At 66.8% G+C, this 25,095-nt stretch carries 24 protein-coding genes; 14 read left to right on the top strand and 10 right to left on the bottom strand.

Features of this window, described 5'->3' with window-relative positions:
* Positions 1–70: 70 nt before the first annotated feature.
* The 3 genes from ACSUZC_RS23680 (at position 71) to ACSUZC_RS23690 (ending at position 3,743) form a co-directional block, all read left to right on the top strand.
* Complete coding sequence (locus tag ACSUZC_RS23680; protein ID WP_439030873.1) at positions 71–583, top strand: SdpI family protein; 513 nt, start codon at positions 71–73, stop codon at positions 581–583.
* A gap of 54 nt (positions 584–637) precedes the next feature.
* The gene (locus ACSUZC_RS23685) at positions 638–1,642 is read left to right on the top strand and encodes a bile acid:sodium symporter family protein (protein WP_439030874.1); all 1,005 of its coding nucleotides are present in this window, start codon (positions 638–640) and stop codon (positions 1,640–1,642) included.
* A 1,144-nt stretch (positions 1,643–2,786) separates the two neighbouring features.
* The gene (locus ACSUZC_RS23690; protein WP_439030875.1) at positions 2,787–3,743 is read left to right on the top strand and encodes an adenylate/guanylate cyclase domain-containing protein; all 957 of its coding nucleotides are present in this window, start codon (positions 2,787–2,789) and stop codon (positions 3,741–3,743) included.
* A 121-nt stretch (positions 3,744–3,864) separates the two neighbouring features.
* Here ACSUZC_RS23690 and ACSUZC_RS23695 read toward each other — a convergent pair whose 3' ends face one another.
* Complete coding sequence (locus ACSUZC_RS23695) at positions 3,865–4,437, bottom strand: DUF2716 domain-containing protein (protein WP_439030876.1); 573 nt, start codon at positions 4,435–4,437, stop codon at positions 3,865–3,867.
* A gap of 24 nt (positions 4,438–4,461) precedes the next feature.
* The gene (locus ACSUZC_RS23700; protein WP_439030877.1) at positions 4,462–5,055 is read right to left on the bottom strand and encodes a hypothetical protein; all 594 of its coding nucleotides are present in this window, start codon (positions 5,053–5,055) and stop codon (positions 4,462–4,464) included.
* A gap of 124 nt (positions 5,056–5,179) precedes the next feature.
* Here ACSUZC_RS23700 and ACSUZC_RS23705 point away from each other — a divergent pair, with 124 nt between their 5' ends.
* Positions 5,180–5,452 carry a PLD nuclease N-terminal domain-containing protein gene (locus tag ACSUZC_RS23705; protein ID WP_439030878.1) on the top strand — a complete coding sequence of 91 codons (273 nt, stop codon included), beginning with the start codon at positions 5,180–5,182 and terminating at the stop codon, positions 5,450–5,452.
* Between the two features lie 233 nt (positions 5,453–5,685).
* Complete coding sequence (locus tag ACSUZC_RS23710; RefSeq protein ID WP_439030879.1) at positions 5,686–7,104, top strand: pyridoxal phosphate-dependent decarboxylase family protein; 1,419 nt, start codon at positions 5,686–5,688, stop codon at positions 7,102–7,104.
* 303 nt (positions 7,105–7,407) lie between these two features.
* Here the strand turns inward: ACSUZC_RS23710 and ACSUZC_RS23715 are convergent, their stop codons facing one another.
* Together ACSUZC_RS23715 and ACSUZC_RS23720 are read right to left on the bottom strand one after the other, a co-directional pair.
* Complete coding sequence (locus ACSUZC_RS23715) at positions 7,408–7,539, bottom strand: hypothetical protein (RefSeq protein ID WP_439030880.1); 132 nt, start codon at positions 7,537–7,539, stop codon at positions 7,408–7,410.
* Between the two features lie 3 nt (positions 7,540–7,542).
* Entirely contained in the window at positions 7,543–7,683 is a 141-nt protein-coding gene (locus tag ACSUZC_RS23720) for a hypothetical protein (protein ID WP_439030881.1), read from the bottom strand.
* 331 nt (positions 7,684–8,014) lie between these two features.
* Between ACSUZC_RS23720 and ACSUZC_RS23725 the strand changes: the two genes are divergently transcribed.
* The 6 genes from ACSUZC_RS23725 (at position 8,015) to ACSUZC_RS23750 (ending at position 13,125) form a co-directional block, all read left to right on the top strand.
* Positions 8,015–8,686, top strand: coding sequence for an MspA family porin (locus ACSUZC_RS23725; RefSeq protein ID WP_439030882.1), 672 nt, complete (start codon positions 8,015–8,017; stop codon positions 8,684–8,686).
* Positions 8,687–8,740: 54 nt separating this feature from the next.
* On the top strand, positions 8,741–9,160 hold the full coding sequence (locus ACSUZC_RS23730) for a hypothetical protein (RefSeq protein WP_439030883.1): 420 nt from the start codon (positions 8,741–8,743) through the stop codon (positions 9,158–9,160).
* 58 nt (positions 9,161–9,218) lie between these two features.
* Positions 9,219–9,527 (top strand): hypothetical protein, encoded by a 309-nt coding sequence (locus ACSUZC_RS23735; protein WP_439030884.1) that lies wholly within the window; start codon positions 9,219–9,221, stop codon positions 9,525–9,527.
* A gap of 437 nt (positions 9,528–9,964) precedes the next feature.
* Positions 9,965–12,136 carry a hypothetical protein gene (locus tag ACSUZC_RS23740; RefSeq protein ID WP_439030885.1) on the top strand — a complete coding sequence of 724 codons (2,172 nt, stop codon included), beginning with the start codon at positions 9,965–9,967 and terminating at the stop codon, positions 12,134–12,136.
* Positions 12,133–12,621, top strand: coding sequence for a hypothetical protein (locus ACSUZC_RS23745; RefSeq protein WP_439030886.1), 489 nt, complete (start codon positions 12,133–12,135; stop codon positions 12,619–12,621). The genes ACSUZC_RS23740 and ACSUZC_RS23745 overlap by 4 nt, the downstream gene beginning before the upstream one ends.
* 33 nt (positions 12,622–12,654) lie before the next feature.
* Positions 12,655–13,125 (top strand): hypothetical protein, encoded by a 471-nt coding sequence (locus ACSUZC_RS23750; RefSeq protein ID WP_439030887.1) that lies wholly within the window; start codon positions 12,655–12,657, stop codon positions 13,123–13,125.
* 1,158 nt (positions 13,126–14,283) lie between these two features.
* On the opposite strand, the gene ACSUZC_RS23755 is transcribed toward ACSUZC_RS23750, so the two are convergent.
* Together ACSUZC_RS23755 and ACSUZC_RS23760 are read right to left on the bottom strand one after the other, a co-directional pair.
* A complete protein-coding gene (locus ACSUZC_RS23755; protein WP_439030888.1) occupies positions 14,284–16,335 on the bottom strand; it encodes a CocE/NonD family hydrolase in 2,052 nt (683 codons plus the stop codon).
* 157 nt (positions 16,336–16,492) lie between these two features.
* Positions 16,493–17,086, bottom strand: a complete 594-nt coding sequence (locus tag ACSUZC_RS23760) for a YqgE/AlgH family protein (RefSeq protein ID WP_439030889.1) — start codon at positions 17,084–17,086, stop codon at positions 16,493–16,495.
* Between the two features lie 206 nt (positions 17,087–17,292).
* On the opposite strand from ACSUZC_RS23760, the gene ACSUZC_RS23765 reads away from it, so the two are divergent.
* Positions 17,293–18,585 (top strand): MFS transporter, encoded by a 1,293-nt coding sequence (locus tag ACSUZC_RS23765; RefSeq protein WP_439033217.1) that lies wholly within the window; start codon positions 17,293–17,295, stop codon positions 18,583–18,585.
* Here ACSUZC_RS23765 and ACSUZC_RS23770 read toward each other — a convergent pair.
* Positions 18,566–19,120 (bottom strand): hypothetical protein, encoded by a 555-nt coding sequence (locus ACSUZC_RS23770; protein WP_439030890.1) that lies wholly within the window; start codon positions 19,118–19,120, stop codon positions 18,566–18,568. The genes ACSUZC_RS23765 and ACSUZC_RS23770 overlap by 20 nt on opposite strands.
* A gap of 122 nt (positions 19,121–19,242) precedes the next feature.
* On the opposite strand from ACSUZC_RS23770, the gene ACSUZC_RS23775 reads away from it, so the two are divergent.
* The gene (locus ACSUZC_RS23775) at positions 19,243–20,334 is read left to right on the top strand and encodes an aminotransferase class V-fold PLP-dependent enzyme (protein WP_439030891.1); all 1,092 of its coding nucleotides are present in this window, start codon (positions 19,243–19,245) and stop codon (positions 20,332–20,334) included.
* Positions 20,335–20,356: 22 nt separating this feature from the next.
* Here the strand turns inward: ACSUZC_RS23775 and ACSUZC_RS23780 are convergent, their stop codons facing one another.
* Together ACSUZC_RS23780 and ACSUZC_RS23785 are read right to left on the bottom strand one after the other, a co-directional pair.
* A complete protein-coding gene (locus ACSUZC_RS23780; protein ID WP_439030892.1) occupies positions 20,357–21,889 on the bottom strand; it encodes a glycerol-3-phosphate dehydrogenase/oxidase in 1,533 nt (510 codons plus the stop codon).
* 36 nt (positions 21,890–21,925) lie between these two features.
* Positions 21,926–22,510, bottom strand: a complete 585-nt coding sequence (locus tag ACSUZC_RS23785) for a TetR/AcrR family transcriptional regulator (RefSeq protein ID WP_439030893.1) — start codon at positions 22,508–22,510, stop codon at positions 21,926–21,928.
* Between the two features lie 48 nt (positions 22,511–22,558).
* Here ACSUZC_RS23785 and ACSUZC_RS23790 point away from each other — a divergent pair, with 48 nt between their 5' ends.
* Positions 22,559–23,473, top strand: a complete 915-nt coding sequence (locus ACSUZC_RS23790; protein WP_439030894.1) for a diacylglycerol/lipid kinase family protein — start codon at positions 22,559–22,561, stop codon at positions 23,471–23,473.
* 30 nt (positions 23,474–23,503) lie between these two features.
* Here ACSUZC_RS23790 and ACSUZC_RS23795 read toward each other — a convergent pair whose 3' ends face one another.
* Complete coding sequence (locus ACSUZC_RS23795; protein ID WP_439033218.1) at positions 23,504–24,946, bottom strand: CCA tRNA nucleotidyltransferase; 1,443 nt, start codon at positions 24,944–24,946, stop codon at positions 23,504–23,506.
* Positions 24,947–25,095 lie beyond the last annotated feature (149 nt).

The raw sequence follows: 25,095 nt of genomic DNA on the forward strand, positions 1-25,095 counted from the left end.
TCCGGTCGCGCGGCGTGACGTCCGGAACCGTGGCGGACGCTCCGATTCGGTCCGTACGACGCACGGTCGTATGCTGTGGGTCGTGAACGCCCTGCCCGTTGCCGTCGCCGTCTTGCTCTTCGTGCTGGCCGGACTCTGGGTCGTGGTAGGAATCCGAGGACTTCGCGGCTCTCTGCCGCGCAACCGCTGGGCCGGTGTCCGCTCCGGCGAGACCATGCGCTCCGACGAGGCGTTCCGCGTCGCCAACCGGGTCGCGGCACCGGGCACGCTCGGAGCGAGCGCCATCCTCGTGCTCGGCGGTATCGCCACCCTCGCGGTTTCCAGCGGGTGGGCACCCGTGTTCGGTCTGGTCGCGCTCGTCGTAGCGCTCGCGGTGATCGGGCTGGTCAGCGGCATTGCCGTACGAGCAGCCGCCACCGTCCCCGCCGACGACGAAGGCTGCTCCTGCTGCTCGGGCGGAGATGCCCACGACCACGGGCCCGCCGACAAGGATCCCTCGGATCCCGCTTCCGACTGCGGTACCAGCAGCTGTGGTGCGTGCTCGCTGCGCGGCGTCTGCGCCGGAGACACCGCGCAGGCCTGAGCTCTTTCGTCTCACCCACGCGTCTCACCCCCACCACCTTTCGAGGGCACACCCATGCGCACTCTCAAGCAACTCTTGGACCGTTCACCGGTCGACGGCTTCATCCTCGCGATCATCGTCGCCGTCGTCGTGGCCGCGTTCCTCCCGGTCCGCGGTGCCGCCGCGGAGGCACTCGACTGGATCGTCGTCGCCGCCATCGCGGCGCTGTTCTTCCTCTACGGCACCCGTCTGCACCCACGTGAGGCACTCGAAGGTCTCAAGCACTGGCGCCTGCACCTCACGATCCTCGCGTTCACGTTCATCGCGTTCCCGCTGATCGGTCTCGCACTGAAGCCGGTGGTCGAACCACTCATCGGCGAGGACCTGTACGCCGGTCTGCTTTTCATGTGCCTCGTGCCCTCGACCGTGCAGTCCTCGATCGCCTTCACCTCGATGGCCCGCGGCAACATCGCCGGCGCTATCGTCAGCGCCTCGACATCGAACATCCTCGGCGTCTTCCTCACGCCACTGCTGGTGGTCGCGCTGATGCAGAGCAGCGGTGACATCAGCATCGACGCGACGTCGGTGCTGAAGATCGTGGCCCAGATCCTGGTGCCGTTCCTGCTCGGCCAGCTCGCCCGCCCATGGGTCGGCCCGTTCTTCACGCGGCACGCGAAGATCACCAAGCTGGCCGACCGCAGCGCGATCGTGCTCGTCGTCTATGTCGCTTTCAGCGAAGGCGTCGTCGAGGGCATCTGGTCGGCGGTGGGGGTGTGGCAGGTGGTCGCCGTGTCGGTGATCTCGCTACTGCTCGTCGTCGTGATGCTGGCGGTCACCCGCTGGGTACCGCGGCGGCTCGGCTTCGACCGCGCCGACACCATCGCCATCCAGTTCTGCGGAACCAAGAAGAGCCTGGCCACCGGTCTGCCGATGGCGACCGTGCTCTTCGCCGGGAGCGCCGTGGGCCTGATCGTCCTGCCGCTGATGATCTTCCATCAGATCCAGCTCATGATCTGCTCGTGGCTCGCCACCCGGTACGGGCGCGAGGCCGACGACGAAGCGGCCAACGCGCCAATCTGATCAGTTGGCGTCGATGTTTCGACTGCGGTGTCGACGCTGAGCATTCCGACGGTGACGTACGGCGACGGCCTCGGCTGGCGAGGCCACGCACCACTGAGCGTAGGAGTCGTGGTCGGCGGGCCCGCGGGCTCAAAGGCCAACGGTGCGCGCAGATATCGAGGCCGTCGAACGTGATTCCCGCACACTTTCGTCACTGGTGACGAATCATGCAGCACGGCAACATATTCCGCCGATAATTTGTCCTACGTCAGGTAAACCTGTCGTGAGCAAACTCTACGTCTGGTTATCCTGACATGACAGTCAGGGCGTCGTCGACGTCGCTGTCCGGGACCGGTCGTGCAGGGCCTCGATCGCGGCGGTGAGGTCAGTTTAAGATCGGTAACTGTGGCGAAATCGTATGCGTTCTCATGGTTCTTGATCGCGGTTGCTGTCGTGATTGTTGCGGTCGGAGATTATGACGGCCGGGGGACAGGTGATCGGTTTCTGTTTATCGCGTTGGTCGCAGCGGTTGTGGCCGCGTTGCAGGCTCGAAGTTTCCGCGACGACAAGGCTGATCCTGGTCTTTAACCGGATTTGAGGCGGCGCAGTCGAGGTGTGTCGCCGGACGCTGAGAGAAGGGACGGGTGGCCGTGAGGCTGCCCGTCCCTTCTGGTCTCTTACCCGAGGGGTTTGACGCCACGGACCTCTGACACTTCACGCGGAACGATGACGTGAACCGTGTCTAGCATCGAGACATGACCGCTACGTCGCCGAGCAAGGCTGCTGGCGCTTTTCGCCGCACGGGGACGATCAGTCCCGCGTCACGTGGCGCTACAACTTCACCTGCCGGCCGCGCTGGTTGGCGCCGGCGGCCGACCGTGTCGGAGGCTGGTGGCTCGGTCGCGACATCGACCGTCGCATCACCTGATTCGCGCGTGGCTGCACAGACCCCGTTGTCCTCGCGGCGGTCACGGAGGCGACCGGCGAGGGCTATCGCTGAGCGGAGATCTCCCAGTTGGAGGCCGCCGAGTATTGCTCCGGATCGCTGGTCGAAGGCGAAGAGTGTGGCGACGATGACCGGGCCTTACTCTAGAGACCTCGTCCGATGTCGTCTTTCGCTGGCTGTTGCGGGTCATGAGATGAGCGGGGCCACTAGACTCAAGGCGTGACCGGAGCCGACGACTCGACACGTGACCGCGACCGCGACGGTCTCCCGGATGATCCCGGTCCGACCGACGACGATGCGACATCCGCCGCGGACGGCCCGGACGAACCCTCCGCAGCGAACGATAGGACCGGTGGGTCGACCCGTCGTCGGGGCGACCGGCTTCCCGTCCGACGCGACGATCCCGACCGTCCCGGACCCGGGCGCCGGATGGCCGACCTGCTGGCCCGCACCGACTCCAGCGCCGGGGTCGTCAAGGCTGCTCGCGCCGCACGAGATCTGATCCCGCACAACGAGAACCCGATCACCGGGCCGCGTGCATCCGACCGCGTGGCACGCCTCATCAGCGAGTCCCGGCCCGAGAAACCCAGTGCCATACGAGAGATCGGCCTCGCATCGATCCAGGTGTGGCAGGCGTTGGTGACCACACGACGTCGTCGATCCGATCGCACTCCAGTCCCCGCCACCATCTTGTTCACCGATCTCGTCGGATTCTCGACGTGGGCCCTGCATGCCGGAGACGACCAGGTCCTCCAACTCCTGCGCGACGTCAACGGCGTCACCGAGAACATCGTGCGCAGCCGCGGCGGACGCATCGTCAAAAATCTCGGCGACGGGACGATGGCCGTGTTCATCGACGGTGTCGAGGCGATCGAGGCCGGTCACGAGGTGATCGTCGCCGTGAGTGCCCTGACGGTCGGGGACTACCGGCCACAGCTGCGAGCCGGTCTCCACACCGGCGAACCGCGGGCGGTCGGTGACGATTTCCTCGGTGTCGATGTCAACGTAGCCGCTCGGGTCGCGGCAGCCGCGGGAGCCGGTGAGCTGTTGGCCAGCGGAGCGACCGTCGAGGCCGCCGGCGCCGATCGGTACGCCACTCGTCGCCGGCGATTCCGCGCCAAGGGGGTACCGCGCGACATCGAGGTGTTCGCCGTCGTGCCCCGCTACTCCGACTGATCGATCCCCGACCTCATGAGGGTCCGACAGTCGAATCCTTAGATCGCGACCAACAAACCTTACGTCAGACAGCGCCGAGAACCGTGCTCCCCCAGCCTCATTGAGGTGCCGATAATCTACGTTATGACGAACTCAAAGGGGTGGTCGTACCCTCTATGTTCGTCTGTTTCTCGCGCTTGAGCGGCAGCCATGTTGCGAGGGTCTGCCCCAAGGTCCCGACCAGCTCGGCACCGAAAACGCACAGCGTCTTCTCCCAGGGGTGTCCGAATGTGCCGGCTCTGAAGTCGGGACGGGCGAAGATGTAGTAGTCCCCGTTTGGGCACACAGTCACCGGCCACTCGGTGTCGAACGTCTCGGCGTGTACTGCGGCATCGAGCCGATAGCCGGGGTGCTGCCAGTCGAGCACGATCCAGCCGGGGTCGTCGAACACGCTGACGAAGCAGCGCTGAGCCTCGGCGTTGATTGCATCGAACTGTGCGCTCCAGACGCCGGGCGAATTCTCCGGAACAGCCAGATCGAAGGTTACTGACGGATTCGGATCAACCACTGCGGGCCAGTCTTTCGGGTAGACGCTCGGCCGGAATGATTGGAACCGGTCGATGAACAGATCCCACGCGAGATTCTCCTCATCTCGCGGCAGATAGCTCCACCCTGGTGGCAGCGGGTTCCCGTGGTCGAGGGTCCAACGCATCATCAGACCATCGTCGCAGAGCATCCATCAGCGGCCGTGGTCGTAACGCGTGGGAGTTATGACGGGTCCGCGAATCCGAACCGTCGCATCCGCGGTGACATCGATGCCTGGATCGCCTTGAGCGGCGTCCGAGCCGGGGTCGCGGTCCGCGGCGGCCCACATCCCGTCGGCCGATCTCAACTGCCGGGTAGGGGTGTTTGAATCGTCAGGCCATGCCTGGATCAGGTAGTCCTCGCACGGCTCGTCGACGATGCGATCCCAGTTTGCGGCACGCCCGCGTGTGGACACCCGTAGGGTCACTGCACCCGATGCGGGAGCGGGGATAGGGCCCAGGGCCTCAGAGACCTCCCCGTCGACTGTCATCACGTGCAGATCCTGGGTGGTCGACACCGTTGTCTCCGCGACGTTGTCCCACGCGTCCAGATCGGCCGGCGGGGCACTGTCATGCAGCTCGACACCCACCGTGGCGGGGCCCGCGGAGATACCGGTATGTACCACTAGCAACCCGGACCCGGACACGATGAAGACATCGGTTTCCGCTGCGATGGTGGTCGGATCAGACTCAAGCCCACCGATCTGGAACTGGTGGTTACCTACCTCGACCTCATCCCACGTAGTCATCAAGCCACGCTAGCAACCGCAAGGGACAAATCAGGCGGTGCGCTCTTCGACAATCGACACGGTCGTGCTCCTCGACAAAGCCGTCGGGTGGGCTGCCCGCGGCGAGTAGATTGTGGATGTGCTGATGGCCACGGCCGGACTATCCGAATGCGCTGCTGATTGCCGCGCGGACAACTGGCCGTTCTTCATCGGTTTCGCGTTGTTTGTGTTGTTCTGCGTCTGGATCACCTTGTCGATGTTCGCGACTGTCGACGTCATCAGTCGTCACATCGGGCCGCGTCGCAGTGCGACGTGGGTCGGCGTCGTGTGGCTTGTTCCGATCATCGGCGCGGCCGCTTGGCGCCTTTCACGCCGCCGCTCGCAGGACGCTTATGTCAACTCGAACCCGAATTGCTAGTTCGCCCAGTCGATTTGAAGTGCCGATAATTAACCTTATGTCAAGTAAACTTGACATGCCGCAGGTAGGGACACATCGCGGACTGCGGCCGCGTCTGGCAGGCTTGACCCATTGCCAATTTTGGGTTGGCTGGACGGCCATTGGAGTCGCTTCGATTAGTGAATCCGCCGCCAGGTCGGCATCGGTGAGGTCGACGCTCGCACGACACGAACTCGAGAGCGAGGATAGTTTCAATGGATCAGCATTCCGCCCCGGTTGGAACCGACGACGTGTACGCGGCTCTGCCAAGGGCGTTGGAACTGGCGACCGAATACCTGCAGGGACTGCCACACCGGCCGGTCGATGCGAGTACGAGCTATGACGATGTCGTCGACGCACTGAGCGGGCCGTTGCCCGACCAAGGTACGAATGCGGTCGCGGTAGTCGAGCGATTGGCCGCCACTCTCGGTCCGGCAACCATTGCGTGCGCCGGCCCTCGCTACTTCGGCCTCGTCGTCGGAGGAACGCTACCCGCGGCCCTGGCTGCCGACTGGCTGGTATCGACCTGGGACCAGACCGCGTACAGCCGGATGTCGTCGCCGGCCGGCGCTGCGATCGATGCCGTCACCGAGCGCTGGGTTCTCGACGCTCTTGGGTTGCCCACGCGCGCGGCGGTCGGGTTCGTCACCGGAGCCACGGCGGGAAACGTCGTTGGGTTGCTTTCCGCACGGCACGTTCTCTTGGCACGGCAAGGTTGGGACGTTGAGGCCGATGGGCTCGCCCAAGCGCCCCGTGTTCGCGTACTCGTGGGCGACGAGGTCCATCCCTCCGTACTGCAGGCGTTGCAGATGATCGGTCTGGGATCGCGCCGCGTCGAGCGCGTGGCGGCCGACGCACAAGGAGCGATGAGAGCCGACGCGCTCGCCGACGCGCTCGCCGCCGACTCCGACCCCGCCATCGTGTGCGCGCAGGTCGGCAACGTGAACTCCGGAGCGTGCGACCCAATGTCAGAGATCGTCGCGGCGACCCACAAGCACGGCGGCTGGGTTCACGTCGACGGCGCATTCGGACTTTGGGCTAGCGCATCGCCGCGACTGTCGGCACTCGTCCGAGGTGTCGAGTTGGCCGATTCGTGGTCGACCGACGCACACAAGTGGCTCAACGTCCCCTACGACTGCGGCCTGGCCATTGTCGCCGACCCCCAAGCTGCTCGCTCCGCACTAGGTGCCAACACCAGCTATCTGCCCACAAGTAGCGAGCGCGAGCCCGGCGTCCTGGTGCCCGAGATGTCCCGGCGTGCACGCGCGGTACCTGTCTACGCAGCGCTCGCCTCGCTAGGCAGGCTGGGGTTGCGACAACTGATCGAACGCTGCTGCGACCATGCCCGCCGCCTGGCCGAGACGATGCAAGCCACCGACGGCTTCTCCGTATGCAACGACGTGGTGCTCAACCAGGTCCTGATCCGTGCTGACGACAGCGACGAGCGCACTTGGCGTGTGGCAGAACTCGTGCGCCGCAGCGGAGAGGCGTGGGTCGCGGGAACCGAATGGCACGGTCGAGCGGCGATACGCGTGTCCTTCTCCAATTGGACGACAGCGGATAACGACCTCGACCGTCTCGCTGAAGCGCTGCGGCAATCGCTGGCGGCGGCGCGTAAGGCTCAGCAGGCGTAGGGCCAAGGCTGCGGCTCAGCGGCGCCGCCAGCAGGGGACGGCATTCCTGGACGTTTGCGCAGAGAAGCGCCAAGTCTGAACTTCATCATGTTTTCTCCGGCGGTCTCGGGTTCGTCGTCGTCGATGTTCCCCGGTGCGGATTTCGCGTGGCTCCCGCTGTCGAGTCCCGGTCTCGTGTCGATCCCCCTGGCCTTTGTCCTGGGCGTCTCACTGGTGACGAATTACTCTGCGGCACAATGCATCACGCCAATAACGGATATTATGTCAGGTAGTCGGGGTGCGGGGCGTCCGGACGAGCATTGATTACCCGTCTCCATCTCGGCTGGCGAGGATGGTGATGAGGGCCTGGATGTTGGCGCGGTGCGGTTCGGGTAGTTCGTCGATGTCGGCGGCCATCCGTAGCAGGCGCGGCCAGGTGTTGTTGGCCGTCTGCACTCGTTATGCCATCGACTGATCCTGGTGTGGGTGGTGGAACTCTCGGGTGAAGAACGCGATGTCGACCCCGAACCAGTCAGCGACGGCGGCGATGATTCCGAAGCCGGGTTCGAGTGCCCGCCCGCGTCGCAGCGAGGAGAGCATTGGCTCTTTCAACCGCCCGCCCGGGCCTGATTGGCGCTACGACACACCTCCCGCCCCGTCAACGGCACGCCGAGCGCCGGCCCGGGCGTGTGCTCAAACAACGCGTTGATCAGCGCCGCCCACGACAAGTCCTCACCCACAACGCCTTCGGCGTCGCCGCTGGGGCCAAGGTGCACCGACTCCGCCACCAACCACCCCTCTCGCGGCTTGCCAGCGCAACGCCGGGCCACAACCGATCACCACCGCAATGTTGCGTATGTCACAACCGGTAGTTTTCGATAGTGAATGTCGCGCCTGTGTGATCCACTCTTCGTGTTCACGATAGCGAAGAATGGATACGGCAATGTTCATGCATTGGGGTGGTTTGCAGACGAACGCGGGTCGTCATGCGGTCACGGCAGCGGCCGCGGTCGTGGTCGGTCTGGCTGCCGGCGTCGGGGCCGGTACTGCGGCCGCGGCCACCTTTCCTGACCACCAGGTGTCGAAAACCACCGCCGACGGGTGGCGGGTGACTGCCATCAAAGCCGACGAGAAGGTGCGCAGCGTCGCGCCTCTCAACCAATCACCTTGGACACGTGAAGGTTTCCTGTCGCTGCGCGGCGAAGGACGCATCACCGGCGCCGGCCGCATCGCGGTCTCCGCGGGCACAGTCACATCTGGTTTCCAGATCGGCTGCAACACCGACGTCACCTCCGGGGTGACCCTCGGCGTCACCGCCGGCCCCACAGCGCAGATGTCGATCTCCTGGCCACCAGCGCTGATCGTCGGCGCCCAGGCCAGCGGCAACATCTCCACCACGTTGAAACCGGGCACGATCGCCGACATTCCGTTCGGCACCAAGAAACTCGCCGGACCCTCTGCCGGACTCACCGTCGACGGTGTGCACGTCAAAGTCGACGGCTGCCTCGGGCCGGTCGCCGTGCGCTCCTACGTCACCGTCGCCATCTCCACACCCACCAACGACAACACCATCAACGTCTACGGCCAACCCCACTACCTCTAAACCCCCTACTCTCCCGCCCACCACCGAAATACACGACATCGCAAGGAGACCCACATGAACAATGTCAGCATCAAGCGAATCGGTGCCGGCGTGTGCGCCGTAGCGGCGATCGCCGCCGCCAGCGCCGGTATCACCGGCGGTGCGGGCTCCGCACACGCCGTCGAGGTCAAACAAGACAACCGCTACACCGTGCTGTGGCTGACCCACGCCGAAACCCGGCACGCCGCGGACATCGGACTGGTGCGGTTCCTCGACCAGCCCGGAATCATCGAACACACCACGGTGAAGGTGCGAGCCGACTCACAGTTCCAGCACTTACGCACCACCGAAGGTGGCCGCCACTACTTCCACGTCAGCAAACAACAACTCGTCGCCGAGGCCGCCGCCCGCCCCGGCGGCCGCATCGGGGTCTACCTCAACCGCACACAGCCCAACCAGCCCCTCGGCATCACCCAGTACTGGCCCACCCGCTAACCCCGGCAACCCAACCCCAGCCAGCCCGAACCCCGGTACGTCCAGGAGACCCACCGCCATGACCACACCCACCACCACCGGGGCGGGCGCCTCATCGCATACCCGGTCGCGCCACTCCGCCGACAGTCATGCTCCCGACGCCAGTGATGATCGTGGCGGCTTTCCCTTCCTGAAAGCAGCACTGTTCGTCGCCGGGTGCACCCTGCTGGTCCTGGCCGCAGCCAACCTCACCCACCTCGCCCAATGGTCGGATCGGTGGGGACAGATCCCGGTGTTCCTCGGCTACTTCCTCCTCATGTCGATCGCCGGACGCTGGTTCTGGACCGGCGCCGACGCCATCCTGGCCAAAGTCGTCGGCAACCAATGACCCACCGCCCCACACGCCATACCCGCACCGCCACAACACTTCTTACGCTCGCGGGGACCGCGGCCATCACCTGTGGTGTGCTCACCGGACTCTCCTCGACCGCGCACGCCGACCCACTCTGCGACCAAATGCGCGCCCAATACGGGCCCGGCTGGCCCTGCATCAGCGTCCCCACCTACACCCCACCACCCACCCAAAACACCCCGCCACCCACCACAGGCGGCAACAACCCAGGCTCCACCGGCGGACCCGGCATCACCGGCAACCCCGGACCAGGCCCCGGCCAAGGCAACGGAACCCCCATCGTGCCCGTCCCCGGCCAGCCATCCCCGCGCGCGCCGCATGGTCCGCAACCTCCGGTCGGCACTGCGCCCACACGAGTTCCGCAACCCCCGAACACCCCGCCCGACAACAACCCTGGTCTCCCCACACCGTCGGTGCCACAGCCTGTCGCACCACCCACCGGCACCATCATCGATGACGCCGATGAACCGTCCGTCCCGACCGACACCACACCACCGGCCACCACAGACACCGACGGTGAGCGCGGTTCGATTCCGCTGGCGATCTGGATCCTCGCCGGCGCCGGAGCCGTCGCCGCCTCCTACCCACGCACCCGCGCCCAATCCTCCACGCGCAACACCGCATCCGCACCGGCATCGGCGTCACCGGGCGCACGCATGTACAACACCGCCGCCAGCGCGGAGGTTCCCCGCCCCCAACCCCCGACCGCGACCAATCCCGAAAAGAACACCAACAACAGCCCAGCCGAAACACCGGACACCGCACCGCCGTCAGGCCAAGGCGGCGGAGACCACGCCACCACCCCCAGCTACGAGCCCAGCTACGAGACCAGCCCCGACTACGGACCCACCCCTGAGTACGGACCCACCCCTGAGTACGGACCCACCCCTGAGTACGGGCCTATCTCGCCACCGGAACTGGCACCCGACCCCGAACCCGAGCTGGCGCCCGAGCCCGAACCACTCCCGGGGGGTGACCGAGGACAGGGTCAACAACCTGAGATAGCCCCAGTGCTGCTGCCGGCTCTCGGTGGCCTGATTATTCGCGCCCTCCCGCGCGTACTCCCCCGAATGGCCCGCCCGAACACGGTCCGGCCCGCAGATCCCGGTGTCAATCCCGAAGCCACCACCGACCTCGAACGACTCATCGACGAACTCGAACGACTCGGACGTTCCAGCGATGAGTTATGGCGCGAAGCCCTGCGCGAGATGACCCCCGAAGAATTCGCCGACGCCCGTAAAGAAATGAACGACTTCCTGCGCCGAGCACGTGAAGCGCTCGATGACATCAACGACCCCGCACTACGCGAACGACTACGCGACATCATCGACCACCACCAACGCCTCTGGGACGACGAACACCACCGCCGCCACGCCCTTCCCGCCACCCCCACACCTCCCGGGGACACCCCCGAATCACCCGGCGAGCCTCGCCAGCCCGGCGACATCCCCGATCAACCGCCCACTGAAGCACCCGACCAACCCACACCGCCCGGCGACCTTCCCGACCCCGACACCAGTCCCGACTCCCGCCCCGACGAACCGACCCCGCCCGGCGACCTCCCACAACCAGACCGACCCACCGCCCCCGGCGACCTCCCACCATCACCACCAGAACCCGACACCCCGCAAACCCCAGACAACCCCGACACCCCGGACACCCCGGACACGCCCGGCGCCCAAACACCCGGCGAACCCACCGCACCGGGCGAGGTCCCCGACCACACCCCACCGGACTGGTGGCAACCCACCACACCCCCCGACCCCGACACCCCCGACTTCCGCAACCCACCCGACCCCGACTACGCCCCACCACCCGGGTCCCCGCAGAAGGAAGGAGATGGCGCCGGCCAGCCGTCACCAGACGGCACCTGGTTCGGGCGGATCATTGATCAACTCGCTCCCCCAGAACAAGACCCCGAGACTCCCGACGCTCAGCCGACACCTCCCGATGAGCGGACCCCGGGCGAACAACTCCGAGACACCTACGGAGTAGACCAGGCCGACCCACCAAGCAAAGGCGACCCCCTCTACACGTTCTACATGCAACTCGAGGCCTACCGACGCTCATTCTGGGAAGCAACCGGCTGGACACCGTTCGGCAAACAGATCCACCACGCCATCGAACAGATCATCTGGGAGCGTTATCCAGGTGTGTTCTCTCCCGAGACCAAAGACTCGGGAGAGAACACACGCGGAATCTGGGGTGCAGACGCCCCCAAACTCCACCAAAGCGCCATCCGCAGAGCCTGGGACGCCATCTATGCCAGACTTAAAGAGTGGGACGTCCTACCTAGGTCGAAACAGCCGATGGAGGGTTCCGCAGCTCAATTGGCACGCGAAGGGCTCCTGTTCGGAGCGTTCTTGATAGACGTTCTGTTTGGGGACAAAATGGTTCCCAACCCCGACATCGTCACTTCCGGCGACCTGGAGACCATCCTCCTCGAACTCGGACTGAGCACAGATCAGGTATCACGCTTCAGCGTCATGACACTCGCCGAGCGCCTCGACGTACTAAGGATGATCCTAGACGGCTGGACCGGCCAATTGGGGCCCTACAGCGACTACTCAGGGATCGGCGAATGACAACCCAGCACCCCACCCCGGAGGCCCCAATGCTCTTCTATGTACTCAGCCCGGAAGTACCGGCGAATGCAATGGACGAAGTCTATGCAAATGACCCTCGCACTCCTCTCCGGACAGTGTCGGCGCGGATGGATTTCGAGTTCCCCCTAAGGACAGAGATCATTACCTCGGTTGGAACATATGCGGTCACCGAGGAGCTGGCCGAAGCGATGAACGAGGCCGGACTCACCGGATACCGGCTGGGACCGTGCACCACCAGCATCGCCCCCTGGGTCGAAGACCCAGACGCCATCGGCGAACTACCCCCATTGAAATGCCTCGACATCTGGGGAATACCCCTCGAGCACGACCTCGGAATTCGAACCAAAGGAAGCGAACTGATCGTCTCCCAACGCGCCTACGACCTCATCTGCGACCGCAACCCCTCACTCATCGAGTTCTCCAATCGCGTCGATGAACACGGCAACACCATCTACAAGGTCTAACGTGTTGCGACAGAATATTACTGACATTTCCACATGGCACTGAGCGCACGAGACTGGCGCAGCGTGATCACCGAAGCCGCCACCCTCCTCGACGACACCTGGCACATCATCGGCACCGGCCGACGCACCTACCTACTACGCACACCCGTCGAATGGTGGGTGCAATACCTCTCCTACGAAAACACCAGCGCCGGTCGCCTCATCGGCTACCAAGCCTTCCTCGGCCGCCCACTGGCAGCACTCCAAAGCGGCGACAAGGGCGTCACCAGCAGCGACTACATTCTGCCCGGCGAACCACGCATCCGTGTACCCGCCCACACCTTCACCCCCACCGGGATCGCCGAGTTCGCCCGCGCGGTCACCGACACCCACTACCAACCCGCCACCGACCTACACGCCGAACTACGCCGGGCCGAGGAAACCCTCGAGTTCCGCCGCTCCAAAGGCCAAGAGTGGATATACGCAGGTCCGGGGGTGCGATGTGGTGGTCGGGGACGCCGATGATGGTCAGTGTTTCGGCGCGGGCGGTGGTGATGAGGTGTTCGACTCGCGCGCGGTCATCGTTGATGAGTGCCTCACGCACGTCGGTGAAGAATGCGGAGCGTAGTTGCGCGGTCCCTGCCGCCGATGACAGCGGCGGACGGCTATCGCATTTGGGGTCGTCGAGGACCCATTGCACGTCGTCGATCAACTCCGCGCGGGTGCGCGAGGCGGACACCAGACGCAACGCGACGAGACGTTGGAGCCGCGGAATACTGCGGCCGCGGCCGCAGTTGAACGGTGCGACGGTGACGGGCTCACTGCCCCGGGCCTCACCCCATTCGCCGCTGCGAGCGGCCACTCGCCGAGAGGCGCACTGACCGGCACCGTCCGGCTACACACTGAAGCCGTCAACCCCATCCACGGGTTGGCGGCTTCAGTCGTTCACCCACGGCGCGAGAGGAAGGTGCAGCCACCGTGCCTGGTATGTCACCGATGCTCGCGACGCCCGGTCCCCCTCCATCAGGTTCGGGCTGGTCGTGGGAGATGAAGTGGGATGGTCAGCGCTGTGTCGCCCGAGTCGCCCCGCGGTGAGGTGTTGCTGCTGAGCCGTAACCTCAGTCCGATCACCTCGACGTATCCTCCGAGATCGCGGCCGCTCTGGTGAAAGCCTCCGGTGGCCGCGACATGGTGGTCGACGGTGAGATCGTGACCCTCGACGTCGCCAGGCGGCCGTCATTCTCGCTTCTGCAACGCCGCATGCACACACCGAGGCCGGGCCGACGGCTGCTCGCCGATGTCCCCGCGATGCTCTACCTGCTCGACGCCCTGGAGCTCGACGGCACCGACGTCGCACCAGGCCGCGGATCCACAACTGGCCCGCGCTCTGACGCTACTCGGACTCGAGTGGACTACCGCCTAGACAGGCCTGAAATAGGCTGTGCCGCAACGTCGAACGAGTATGAGTCTGGCTCGACCAGCCGTGGTGCCTACGATCGTCTCTACGAGACCGGGATCGCCCACCTGCACCGTTACGTCGCCGCGCACGCCGCCAGCAATGCCGGAGAGGGCAAGGCTGATCGACGATTGCGACCCCTTCGAGATGCTCGCGAGCTCGCTCCTCATGGAGCAGGGCGAGCCGGAACTATCGCTCCGCGCACATCAGGGGTCAGACGGCCCCGATCAGCCGACGGGCCGGCCGACCGGCGTCGACAGGGGCAGGTTCACGAAGCTCGGCCGGTTCGGATCGAGCTGGATGTGCTGCGGGCGCAGACCCGACTCGTTGAGCAGCGGGCGCAGGGGGAGACCACGTGGGAAGTTCATCGAGAACACGTCGATCCGCAGGCGGTGACCCGGTTTGATGATCGCCTCGGTGGGCAGCAGACCGATGTCGACGCTGACCGGACGACCTGGCGCGACGCGCTGGCGTGAGGCCAGGGTCAGATCGTAGAACGGGTCGATGACGTCGCCGTTGGGAGCGAACTGCGATGCCGCGGGATCGTATCCGCGCAGGGACGCCATGACCTGGCCGGACGTGAGCACCTTCGACGTGCCGTCGGGCGCGACGTCGTTGAGGGTGGCGGTCCAGTAACCGTCGGTGGCGTCGAGCACCGTGTTCAGGCGGACGTTGGCGTAGCCCGACACGCTGCGTGTCGTCGTCAGCGGGGGAGTGGTGAACGTCAGGGCGGCACGTTCGGAGATCCGCGCGTCGTCGGCGCAGAACGGGAAGATCGCGAGCGCACCCGCCAGCTGCTGGGCCGCGTCGCGCGAGCACATGGTCGCCAGACCGGGAGCGATGGTCATACGCGCACGGGAGCCGGGCGTCGCCGTGGTCAGACTCCCGTCTCGCACCGCGTGCGCGGCGGTCCCGCTGCGCCGGTCGCTGAGGTAGAGGCGCTGGCGTTCCATACCGGCCCTCGGGAACTGCTTCGCGGTGATCCACGCATCGCCGACCTGCTTGAGGTTGACCGGACCGTAGGAGTCGATGCCGTTGTCGATCCCCTTGAGCCACTTGTCGAACCAGGCCTTCTGCAGGACGTCCAGCCGGGGTGGCGTACCACGCCGGCCCTCCTGTCCACCACCGATCGTCAGGTGGTATCCGTCGCCCATGATCAGCTGCTTGCGGCCCGGCGGCAACGGGATCTTGTTGTACATGCGCACTTCACTGTTGGTGAAGAGGTCGAACCAGCCGCCGTAGATCATCGTCGGCGTGCTGATCCGATCGGCGTGGTCGAGCCATGACGACCGGGGCTCGGAACCGTTCTCCAGCAATGCCTTCAGGTTCGGCGGCACCGACGGGATGTCCGGCGTGAGCAGAGCGGCGAAGAGCTGCGGATAGAACGTGAAGGGATCGGAGATGCGGTCGGACAGCCACTTCCAGTCGAAGGTGCCGTTCAGCATCGACGCGACATTCGGGATCATCTTCGTCGTGTTGACCAGGGTCAGCCACAGCGGCAGGAAGCCGACACCGAGCGCGCCGCCCGGCGCGACGATGTCGCGGATGAGGTCTCCGCCTGGTTCGACCGGGAAGATCGCCTTCAGGGCCTCGGGATTCTTGTTCGCGGCCTGGATCTGATTGATTGCCGAGTACGAGACACCCGACATGCCGACCTTGCCGTTGGACCACCGCTGCTTCGACGCCCAGTCGATGACCTCGATCGTGTCGCGCTGCTCGCGCGACTGGAACACATCCCAGACGCCCTGCGAGAAGCCGGTTCCGCGCACGTCCACGACGACCTGCGTGTACCCGCTGCGAACGAGGTCGAAGTCGACGAGGAAGGTCTTGGCCCCGCCGTCGCGAATCGTCTCCGCGATGTCGGTGATGCCGTCGATCGGGGTGCCCGACAGATTGATCGACCGAGCCACCTGCAGGAGGTAGGGCTCGAGGACCGGGTTCTGCATGACCGCTGAGCCCACCGTCGTGATCAGCTTGGTGTACGGGGTCATGTTCACGATGACCGGCGTCTTCGTCGACGTTGGGCGTTCGCGGGCGTCGGCCGGGCGGTACACGTTGGCGCGGAGGACCGTGCCGTCGCTCATCCGGATCGGGACGTCCCAGGTGACATTCACTCCCGCATAGGGCTGCGGTCCGTCGTGGCTCGCCTGCCACCGCACGGCATCGGCACCTCCGCTCGGCCCGACCGGCGCGGCGCCCGCGACGGCGATCGGCGCCACCAGGGCGACGATCCCCAGCACCACTCCGACGAGAACCCCAATGCCCTTCGACCCGCTCATGCACACCCCCGCGTGTGAATCCGCCGGTCACACGATGCGCAGCCGGCGATTGTCCGATCAAGCGTCCACAACGTAACACCCGTCCGGTGACGTGGGTCACGGGGCCTCTCAGTGAACGCTCAGCATCACTCGACGGTCGGGGCGCAGGTGATGGGAGTCAGTTGACGCTGAGATCGATCGGATGGGTTGCCAGGAGCGGCTTGGGCCACGGTTGCCGACGCAAGACGTCGAACCACACGTCCGACGAGGGAGAGGCGAGCAGATCGCGGGGGAGTGCCGAGGCGACCATCCAGCTGAACTGATCGAGTTCGTCGTCGAGCTGTCCCGCTCCCCAGCCGCTGTAACCGGCGAAGATCCGCACCCCGTCCAGAAGCTCGGCGAGTGGTTCGGGATCGGCGTCGAGGTCGACGAGCACGACCCGGCCGTCGACCGGCCGCAACGCGGGCACGTCGTCGATCGCGACGCCGGGCTTCACGACGCCGAGGCACAGCGCCGCTTCTTGATTGACCGGCCCGCCGATGTACAGCGCGCGCGGCGAGGCCGCGAGGTCGGTCCACTGTGGAAGCAGGTTGTGCACGGCCGTCTGGCTCATGCGGTTGAGGATCACGCCCAGACTGCCGGCCTCGTTGTGCTCGATGATGTAGATGATCGTCCGGGCGAATGTCGGCTCGGTGAGGTCGACAGAGGCGATCAGCACGGAACCGGGCCGAACTCGCGGAGACGGATCCGCATCCCAGGGGACGCCGGGCATACGGCCTCCACCACCGCCTTCCGCCGCATGGTCTCCGGGGCGGAATTCCGGTGTGGGATCGTCTGCGTCGTCACCTCCGGCCACCCGACCATCATCGCACGTTCGCAAATTCGGGGACCGACGCTCGGCCTCTGCATCCTGCGTCAGCTCTGTACCCTGAATCAGTGAACAGCACCCAGTCCGCCCGCGAGCAGCGCGGGTGGTCGGTGTTCTTCCAGTCGCTGCGCTCCTCGCCGGGCCTCGGCCGACTCCTCTCGGTCCGCCTGTCCAGTCAGATCACCGATGGCATCTTCCAGGCCGCACTCGTCGGCAGCATCCTGTTCAACCCCGAGAGGCACGCGGATCCCCTCGCGGTGGCGGGCGGCCTCGCGGTGCTGCTGTTGCCGTACTCACTGATCGGGCCGTTCGCCGGAGCTCTCCTCGACCACTGGGATCGCCGCAACGTCCTGCTGTACGCCAACCTGCTGCGCGGTGTGATCATCGGGCTCGTGGCGCTGGCCGTGGCCTCCGGCGCACCCGACGTCGTCGTCCTCGTCTCGGCACTCGCCGCCACCGGCGCGAGCCGGTTCGTGGCGGCCGGGCTGTCCGCGGGCCTCCCGCATGTGGCGCGGCGCGACGTCATCGTGGCGACGAACGCGCTCTTCACCACCCTCGGCGGCGCGATGCTGAGTGTGGGTCTGGGAATCACGCTGGGCCTGCGCGCGGTGTTCGGCGACGACAACGTGGGCAGCGCGCTCACCATGCTCGCCGGGATCGTGCTCGCCGTCGTGTCGGGTGGCCTGGCCCACGGATTCCGGCCGCTGCAGCTCGGGCCGGACGAGCCCGACGACCCGGGACGGTCGGCCATGCACGCGGTCTCGGTGGGACTCTGGCACGGCGTCCGTGCGGTGGCACACCACCGGACAGTCGCCGCCGCGCTCTCCGCGATCGGGGCGCACCGGTTGGTGTTCGGCATGAACACGCTGATGATCCTGGTACTGACCCGGCAGATGGGTCCCGGCGACGGTCTCGACCGGGTGAGCCTCGTCATCGGGTTCACCGGAGTGGGCGCATTTCTCGCCGCGGTGGTCACACCCATCGCAGTGGCCCGGGTCGGCCGGTACGCGACCCTCCTCGGCGCGCTCGCGGCCGGCGCGGTGGCCGAGCTCACCGTGCTCACGTTCGATTTCGTGGTGATCTGCGGATCGGCCTTCGTCCTCGGGCTGATCGGGCAGATCGCCAAGCTGTGCGGGGACCTCGCCATGCAGGTCGACGTCGGCGACGCGGTCCGCGGTCAGGTCTTCTCGGTCCAGGACGCCGTCTTCAACGTCGCGTACGTGGGCGCGGTGACCGTGGCCGCCCTGGCGATCCCCGACGACGGACGGGCGGCGGCGCTCGTCGTGCTGGGCGTGGTGCTGTATCTCGTCGGAATCCTGGTGGTGCGGGTGCTGCACCCTCGAGGCGACGCCGCACCCGGGCACACGAAGGCTCGTTCCGCCGTCACCGATCCCGCCGCGTGAATCGGGGATCCCGGCGTTCGTAGGCGGTGTCGGCGAACCCGTCCCCGTTCAGATCGGTCAGCATCACATCGTGTGTGCCGTCTCCGTCGGAGTCGACGTAGAGGCTCGCGCCGACGATCCTTCCCGCCCTCTCCGTACCCACCAGCTCCGCATCGGTGTCACCGTCGTCGTCGAGATCCAGACGCAGCGCGTGCGATCCCGGCTGATCCGTCGCCTCGGGGTCGTCCGGAGAGGGCGGAGTTGCTCCGGGGCCGATGTCCTCACGCCCCACGGGCCGATCCCACAACCCGGCACCCGAGTCGCGGTAGAACGCATCGGGTCCGGTGTGGGCGTCGATGTCCAGCGCCGCCACGTCGGCCACGCCATCGGCGTCGGTGTCCCACATCGCGTCGTCGCGGCGCCCGTCCCCGTCGAAGTCGAGCAGGACCGCATCGGACACGCCGGGCGTGCTGCCGAGGGTCAGATCCGCCGGCGAGGACCAGCGGGTCAGCGAACCATCGCCGGACCCGAAGAAGTACTCGATCACCGGCTCCATGGGTTCTTGGACGCAGCGGGAGGCGAATCGGTTCCCGGTACGAGGTCGGGGTCGGCCTCCCGCGGGATCCGCACGCACCCGGCGGATGACCACGCCGGAGGCCACCCGGTAGGTTGTGGCGCATGTACGTCAGCGATCTCGGCGAGCAGTGGCACGCGGCACGACTCGAGCCCGCCCTGGCACACCTCGACTCCGCGTCGGCGGGCCGCTCGTCCTACGCGCTCATCGGCGCGATGACCGCACACCTGTGGCGTGAGACCGAACGCGGATCGTATGTCGCCGCCGACGATCGCGCCGACGAGATCGCGCGTGACACAAGGAACCTCGCTGCACTCCTCGGGCACACGGGAGACGAGATCGTCTTCCGCGAGAGTGCCCGCGCCGCATTGCGCGCGCTGCTCACCAACTGGAGCCTTCCGGTCACGTCGACGGTGTGGGTCGCCAAGAACGAGTTCGGGCCCAACCTGGAGGAATTCGAGCGCCGCGGCTACGCCGTCCGCACCATGCCCGACGGCGACGTCTACGGCCACGTGGACACCGACGCACTCGAGAACATGCTGCAGTTCGAGCAGCCCGACTTCATCCACGTCTGCCACATCGGCTCGATGTCCGGTGTGGTGCAGCCGGTCACGCGCATCGTCGAACTCGCTCACCGCGCCGGGGTGCCCGTCGTGGTCGACATGGCGCAGTCCGTCGGTCACGTCCCCACCGTCACCGGAGCCGACGTCGTCTACGGCACCAGTCGCAAGTGGCTCACCGGTCCGCGTGGTGTCGGGTTCGTCGCGGTGCGCCGAGACTCGTTGCGGCCGGTGCAGATCGACGGCTCGGAGGCATTCATCGCGGGACGCCTCGGGCTCGGCGTCGCCGTCCGCGAACTCCTCGACATCGGACAGCAGCGGGTCTTCCGCGAACTCGCGAAGATCGGCAAGGCCACCCGCGAGCGACTCCACGGCATCGCGAGCTGGGAAGTCCTCGAACCGATCGACGAACCGTCGGCCATCGTGACGCTCGCACCGCCGCCGGGATGGCAGTTCGGCGACGTCGCGGCGGCCCGGGACAAACTGCTGTCCCTCGGTGTCCTGGTCACCGCGGCCGACACCTGGCGGGCCCCGCTGGCCACCGAACACCCGGTGCTCCGTCTCAGCCCGCACCTCGACGCGCGCCGCGACGAACTCGACCGCGTCGCCGACGCGCTGCGGACGATGGGCTACTGACGGGCCGGGGCTCGTGAGGTGCTCAGCCGAGCACCTCGCCGACGATCTTCTCGACGTCCGGCCGGGCGGCATCGGCATCCCGCGGCACCAGCCCGATACGGGTGCGTCGATGCAGGATGTCGTCGGTGTCCAGCGCGCCCTCGTGGGTGAGCGCGAAAGCGATCTCGGCGCGCGTCACGTCGATGCCGGCGGTGATCTGTTCCAGCGGACGGTCCAGGGACGCGGCGGCCTTCACGACGGCCGGCGCCTCGCCTCCGAAACGCTGTACGAGCGATGTGGGCAGTCCGCTCTCAGCGGGGCTGCGCAGTGCCCCGACCAGGGGAGTGGTGGTCGTGACACACTCGCCGGCCGCGAGATCGGTGGTCGCGAGCGCTGCGTCGACGGCGTCCTGCGCCATCCGCCGGTAGGTCGTGAGCTTTCCGCCCAGAACACTGACGAGCCCGTCGCCGCGCGTGCGCACATGATGCTGACGCGAGACATCGGCGAGCGCCTCCGACGCGCCTCGGTCCGCCGAGGCGCGGGTGTCGACCAGGGGTCGCAGGCCGGAGAACGTTCCGATGATGTCGGCCCGTTCGATCGGCCTGGCCAACGCCGGGTTGAGTGCGTCGAGGAGGAAATCGATCTCCGACGAGTCGGGCGTCGGCACATCCGGGATGGGTCCGGGCGCCGCGACGTCGGTGAGACCGATGTAGACACGGCCGAGCTGTGCGGGCACGACGAAGACGAACCTCGACACCGAATTGCCGAGGGGGATTGTGAGTGCCGCCGAGGGGTGACCCAACGACGCTGCGTCGACGACGAGATGCGTTCCGCGGCTGGGACTCACGGCGATGGACTGGTCGACGTCGCCGGACCAGACCCCGGTGGCGTTGATCACCATGCGGGCGCCGACGTCGAAGCTCTCCCCGGTCAGCAGATCCGTCAGGGTGGCCCCGCGGCCGTCCACCCGGTCGGCCCGCGTGCGCGTCGCGATCGAGGTGCCGTAACCGGCCGCCGTCCGCGCGAGGGCGACGACGAGACGGGCGTCGTCGATAAGCTGGCCGTCAGCGGTGGAGATCCCGCCGCGCAGACCGACCGGCGACAGGGTGGGGCAACGCCCGAGCGTTCCCACCGGCGAGAGCCGTGCGGGCGGCGGCAGGACCGAATCGGGGGTGCCGGCGTGGCGACGCAGCAGGTCACCGGTCCGGAGACCGAACCTGATGATGGAGGCCTGCCGGCCGCCACGGTCGGGGATGATCTGCCGGAGAGGGGCGATCAGATGCGGGGCTATCGCTGTCATCAGGTGATGCCGCTCGATCGCGCTCTCGCGTGCGATGCGGATGTCGCCCTTGGCGAGATAGCGCAGACCGCCGTGGACGAGCTTGCTGCTCCATCGCGAGGTGCCCGCCGCCAGATCGTCCTTCTCGACGAGCGCGACGCTCAGCCCGCGGGTGGCCGCGTCGAGCGCGACGCCCACACCGGTGATCCCCCCGCCCACCACCAGCAGATCGACGGGATCGCCCGAGGCGAGCCGGTCGAGAGCACGCGCACGGGTTGCCGCCGAGAGTGTCGCCATCAGAGTCGCACCGCCGTGTCGTCGACGGTCACGCGCTCACTCATCGACCGGACGGAGATAGCCGGCGACCACACCGTGGAGTTCGGTGCTCCACCCCTCGGCGAGGATGTCGGACACGAGGGCACCCGACTGGAGGAACGACTGTGCGATCAAAAGAACCATCGCCGCCATGCGCTTGGCATCGCCGGTACGGACCTGTCCGTGTTCCTGACCCTTCGACAGCATGTCGGCCAGGATCGCCAGCGCACTCTGCTGACTCGTGCCGAGCCGCTCGAAGACGTACGGCGACATGAAGTCTCGCTGCTCACGCCACAGCGACGCGATCAGCTCGTTGTTTCGCAGGGCCCCGACCACCGACACCACCTGATCGACCAGGGAGTCGAGGTCGGCGGGGTCGCCGGTGTCGACGATCGTCGCCTCGACGATGTCGAGCACCTCGCGCGTGAGCAGGCCACGGATGATCTCGGTGATGTCGGGCCACCGGCGATACACCGTCGGCCGGCTGACTCCTGCTTGACGCGCGACCTCGGACACAGTCACCTTGCGGCCGCCGCTACGCAGCAGGCAGCTCCGAGCTGCGTCCAGAACGAGATCGCCGATCTCCTCGTTACGGATTGCCATGATGTGTAACACTGTAACGGATCACTCAATCGGCGGGGGGCCGAGCACATGACAATCGAACACGCCACACTTGTGGCCAGTCCATACGCGCGCCACGGGACCGGACTGCGCGTCGCACATCAGGCAGCAGAACTCCTGCGTGCACACGACGTCGAGGTCGAGGTGATCGTCGGCGAAGACATCGCCGACGCCGCCGACCTCGCGGGTAAGGCAGCACGGGGAGACACCGACGTACTCGTCGTCGTGGGGGGCGACGGCACGGTACGTCTGGCGGTTGAGGCCAGCATCGGCTCGGGCAAACCGCTGGCCGTCATCCCGGCCGGTAGCGGCAACGACTTCGCCCGCAACCTGAACATCCCGCACGACCTGGCCGAGGCCGTCGGGGTCATCCTCGCCGGTCACCGCCGTGCCGTCGATCTCGGTCGGGTCAGCTTCCCGGACGGCCGGACCGCGCTGTTCAGCACGGTCGCGGCCACGGGCTTCGACGCGGCGGTCACCGCCCGCGCCATCGACATGCGATGGCCCCGCGGTCAGGCGCGCTACACGCTCGCCGCCCTGTGGGAACTCCTCCGGCTGCGGTCGCGGCACTATCAGGTGCGCGTCGACGATCAGGCCGTCGAATCCGATCTCATCTTCGCCGCGATCGGCAACACGACGTCCTACGGCGGCGGAATGAAGATCACTCCGCAGGCGTCGGTCACCGACGGCGAGATCGACGTCACCCTGGCGCTCAACCCGGCGCGCCGGGCTCGCTGGACGATCGCGCGTGTGTTCCCGAAGGTGTTCTCGGGCAAGCACATCGAGAGTCCCAACGTACGGACCATGCGTGGGACCGAGGTCGAGCTGTACTGCGATCCGCCCGCACTGGTCTCCGTCGACGGCGATCTCGTCGGGGAGCTGCCCGCGGTGTTCGAGGCGGTGCCGCACGCGATCGAGGTGTTCGCACCGGCGTCGACCCGATAGGGATTCGCTTCGGCAAAGCCGCGGGGAGAATCACCGGGCGCCGCGCGCGGCCCACCATTCCCGCAGTGCCTGCTCGGCCTCGTCGCGACTGAGCGGACCCCGATCGAGGCGGAGTTCCTTGAGGTGCCGCCATGCCTGCCCGACGATCGGGCCGGGCGGCACCCCGAGCAGCTCCATGATGGCGTTTCCGTCGAGATCGGGCCGGACCTTCTGTAGGTTCTCGGCAGCCTGGAGGTCGGCGATGCGCTGTTCGAGGTCGTCGTAGTTCTGCTGGAGTCGACGGGCACGACGCTTGTTGCGGGTGGTGCAGTCCGCCCGGACCAGCTTGTTGAGTTTGTCCAGCAGGGGACCGGCGTCGGTGACGTAGCGCCGCACAGCCGAATCGGTCCATGCCCCGTCGCCGTATCCGTGGAACCGCAGATGCAGAAACACCAGTTGCGCGACGTCGGCCACGACCGCCTTCGGGTACTTCAGGGCGCGCATCCGTTTGCGCACCATCTTCGCGCCGACCACCTCGTGGTGATGGAAGCTGACCCCGCCGCCCGGCTCGTGGCGTCGCGTGGCGGGTTTGCCGATGTCATGAAGCAGTGCCGCCCAGCGCAGCACCAGGTCGGGATCGCCCTCCTCGAGGTCGATCGCCTGCCTCAGCACGGTGAGCGAATGCTGATAGACGTCCTTGTGCTGGTGATGCTCGTCGATGGTGAGCTTCATGCCCGGCACTTCGGGCAGCACCCGCTCGGCGAGACCCGTCTCGACCATCGCATCGATGGCCTCGATCGGGAACTCCCCGCAGATCAGCTTGTCCAGTTCGGCGCGTATCCGCTCGGCGGTGATGCGATCGATCTCACCGTTCATCTCGGTGATCGCCTGCCACACACGCGGCGCCAGGCCGAAGCCGAGCTGCGAGACGAACCGCACGGCCCGCAGCATGCGCAACGGGTCGTCGCCGAAGGACTGCTCGGGAGTCGCGGGGGTGTCGAGGACACCGGCGAGCAGTGCGGTCATGCCGTCGAGCGGGTCGCAGAAGTCCTGGGTTCCCGTGGCTCCGATGCGGACGGCCATCGCGTTGACGGTGAAGTCGCGTCGGACCAGGTCGTCGTCGAGCGTCGTGCCGAAGGTGACCTCGGGGTTGCGGCTGACCTGGTCGTAGGAGTCGGCGCGGAAAGTGGTGATCTCGATGAGATGGTCACCCTTGCGGACACCGACCGTGCCGAACTCGATACCGACATCCCAGAACGCGTCCGCCCAGCCTCTGAGCAGGCGTGACACCTGCTCGGGGCGGGCGTCGGTGGTGAAGTCGAGGTCGTTGCCGAGCCGCCCCAGCACCGCGTCGCGAACCGAGCCGCCGACCAGGTACAACTCGTGCCCCGCGGTCGCGAACAGGTCGCCGAGCGGGACCAGGACGTCGTCGAGATCGCGCAGCGCGATGGCAGCGGCCGCGAGCAGACGCGTACGCCGCTCGGGATCCGACACGGTCGGCCCGCCGTCCGACGGCACCGTGCCCGAAGGTGCTGCCCCGGATGGCGCGGCTCCCGACGATGAGTTCTTCACGGCTTGTCACCCTACCGTCGTGACACGCCACGACGTCACGGCGAGAGCGTCACGGCGGCGCCCGCGCGGTT

The organism is Gordonia terrae (genome assembly GCF_051789125.1).
GTDB classification, from domain to species: Bacteria; Actinomycetota; Actinomycetes; order Mycobacteriales; family Mycobacteriaceae; genus Gordonia; species Gordonia terrae_A.

Excerpts from the sequence above, each read along its gene's own strand:
- ACSUZC_RS23790 (WP_439030894.1), top strand. The coding sequence starts at position 22,559 with ATGACAATCGAACACGCCACACTTGTGGCCAGTCCATACGCGCGCCAC.
- ACSUZC_RS23720 (WP_439030881.1), bottom strand. The coding sequence starts at position 7,683 with ATGCTCTCCTCGCTGCGACGCGGGCGGGCACTCGAACCCGGCTTCGGA.
- ACSUZC_RS23760 (WP_439030889.1), bottom strand. The coding sequence starts at position 17,086 with ATGCCCGGCGTCCCCTGGGATGCGGATCCGTCTCCGCGAGTTCGGCCC.
- ACSUZC_RS23685 (WP_439030874.1), top strand. The coding sequence starts at position 638 with ATGCGCACTCTCAAGCAACTCTTGGACCGTTCACCGGTCGACGGCTTC.
- ACSUZC_RS23705 (WP_439030878.1), top strand. The coding sequence starts at position 5,180 with ATGGCCACGGCCGGACTATCCGAATGCGCTGCTGATTGCCGCGCGGAC.
- ACSUZC_RS23785 (WP_439030893.1), bottom strand. The coding sequence starts at position 22,510 with ATGGCAATCCGTAACGAGGAGATCGGCGATCTCGTTCTGGACGCAGCT.
- ACSUZC_RS23730 (WP_439030883.1), top strand. The coding sequence starts at position 8,741 with ATGAACAATGTCAGCATCAAGCGAATCGGTGCCGGCGTGTGCGCCGTA.
- ACSUZC_RS23725 (WP_439030882.1), top strand. The coding sequence starts at position 8,015 with ATGGATACGGCAATGTTCATGCATTGGGGTGGTTTGCAGACGAACGCG.
- ACSUZC_RS23745 (WP_439030886.1), top strand. The coding sequence starts at position 12,133 with ATGACAACCCAGCACCCCACCCCGGAGGCCCCAATGCTCTTCTATGTA.
- ACSUZC_RS23750 (WP_439030887.1), top strand. The coding sequence starts at position 12,655 with ATGGCACTGAGCGCACGAGACTGGCGCAGCGTGATCACCGAAGCCGCC.
- ACSUZC_RS23680 (WP_439030873.1), top strand. The coding sequence starts at position 71 with ATGCTGTGGGTCGTGAACGCCCTGCCCGTTGCCGTCGCCGTCTTGCTC.
- ACSUZC_RS23775 (WP_439030891.1), top strand. The coding sequence starts at position 19,243 with ATGTACGTCAGCGATCTCGGCGAGCAGTGGCACGCGGCACGACTCGAG.
- ACSUZC_RS23710 (WP_439030879.1), top strand. The coding sequence starts at position 5,686 with ATGGATCAGCATTCCGCCCCGGTTGGAACCGACGACGTGTACGCGGCT.
- ACSUZC_RS23735 (WP_439030884.1), top strand. The coding sequence starts at position 9,219 with ATGACCACACCCACCACCACCGGGGCGGGCGCCTCATCGCATACCCGG.
- ACSUZC_RS23755 (WP_439030888.1), bottom strand. The coding sequence starts at position 16,335 with ATGAGCGGGTCGAAGGGCATTGGGGTTCTCGTCGGAGTGGTGCTGGGG.
- ACSUZC_RS23695 (WP_439030876.1), bottom strand. The coding sequence starts at position 4,437 with ATGATGCGTTGGACCCTCGACCACGGGAACCCGCTGCCACCAGGGTGG.
- ACSUZC_RS23770 (WP_439030890.1), bottom strand. The coding sequence starts at position 19,120 with ATGGAGCCGGTGATCGAGTACTTCTTCGGGTCCGGCGATGGTTCGCTG.
- ACSUZC_RS23780 (WP_439030892.1), bottom strand. The coding sequence starts at position 21,889 with ATGGCGACACTCTCGGCGGCAACCCGTGCGCGTGCTCTCGACCGGCTC.
- ACSUZC_RS23700 (WP_439030877.1), bottom strand. The coding sequence starts at position 5,055 with ATGACTACGTGGGATGAGGTCGAGGTAGGTAACCACCAGTTCCAGATC.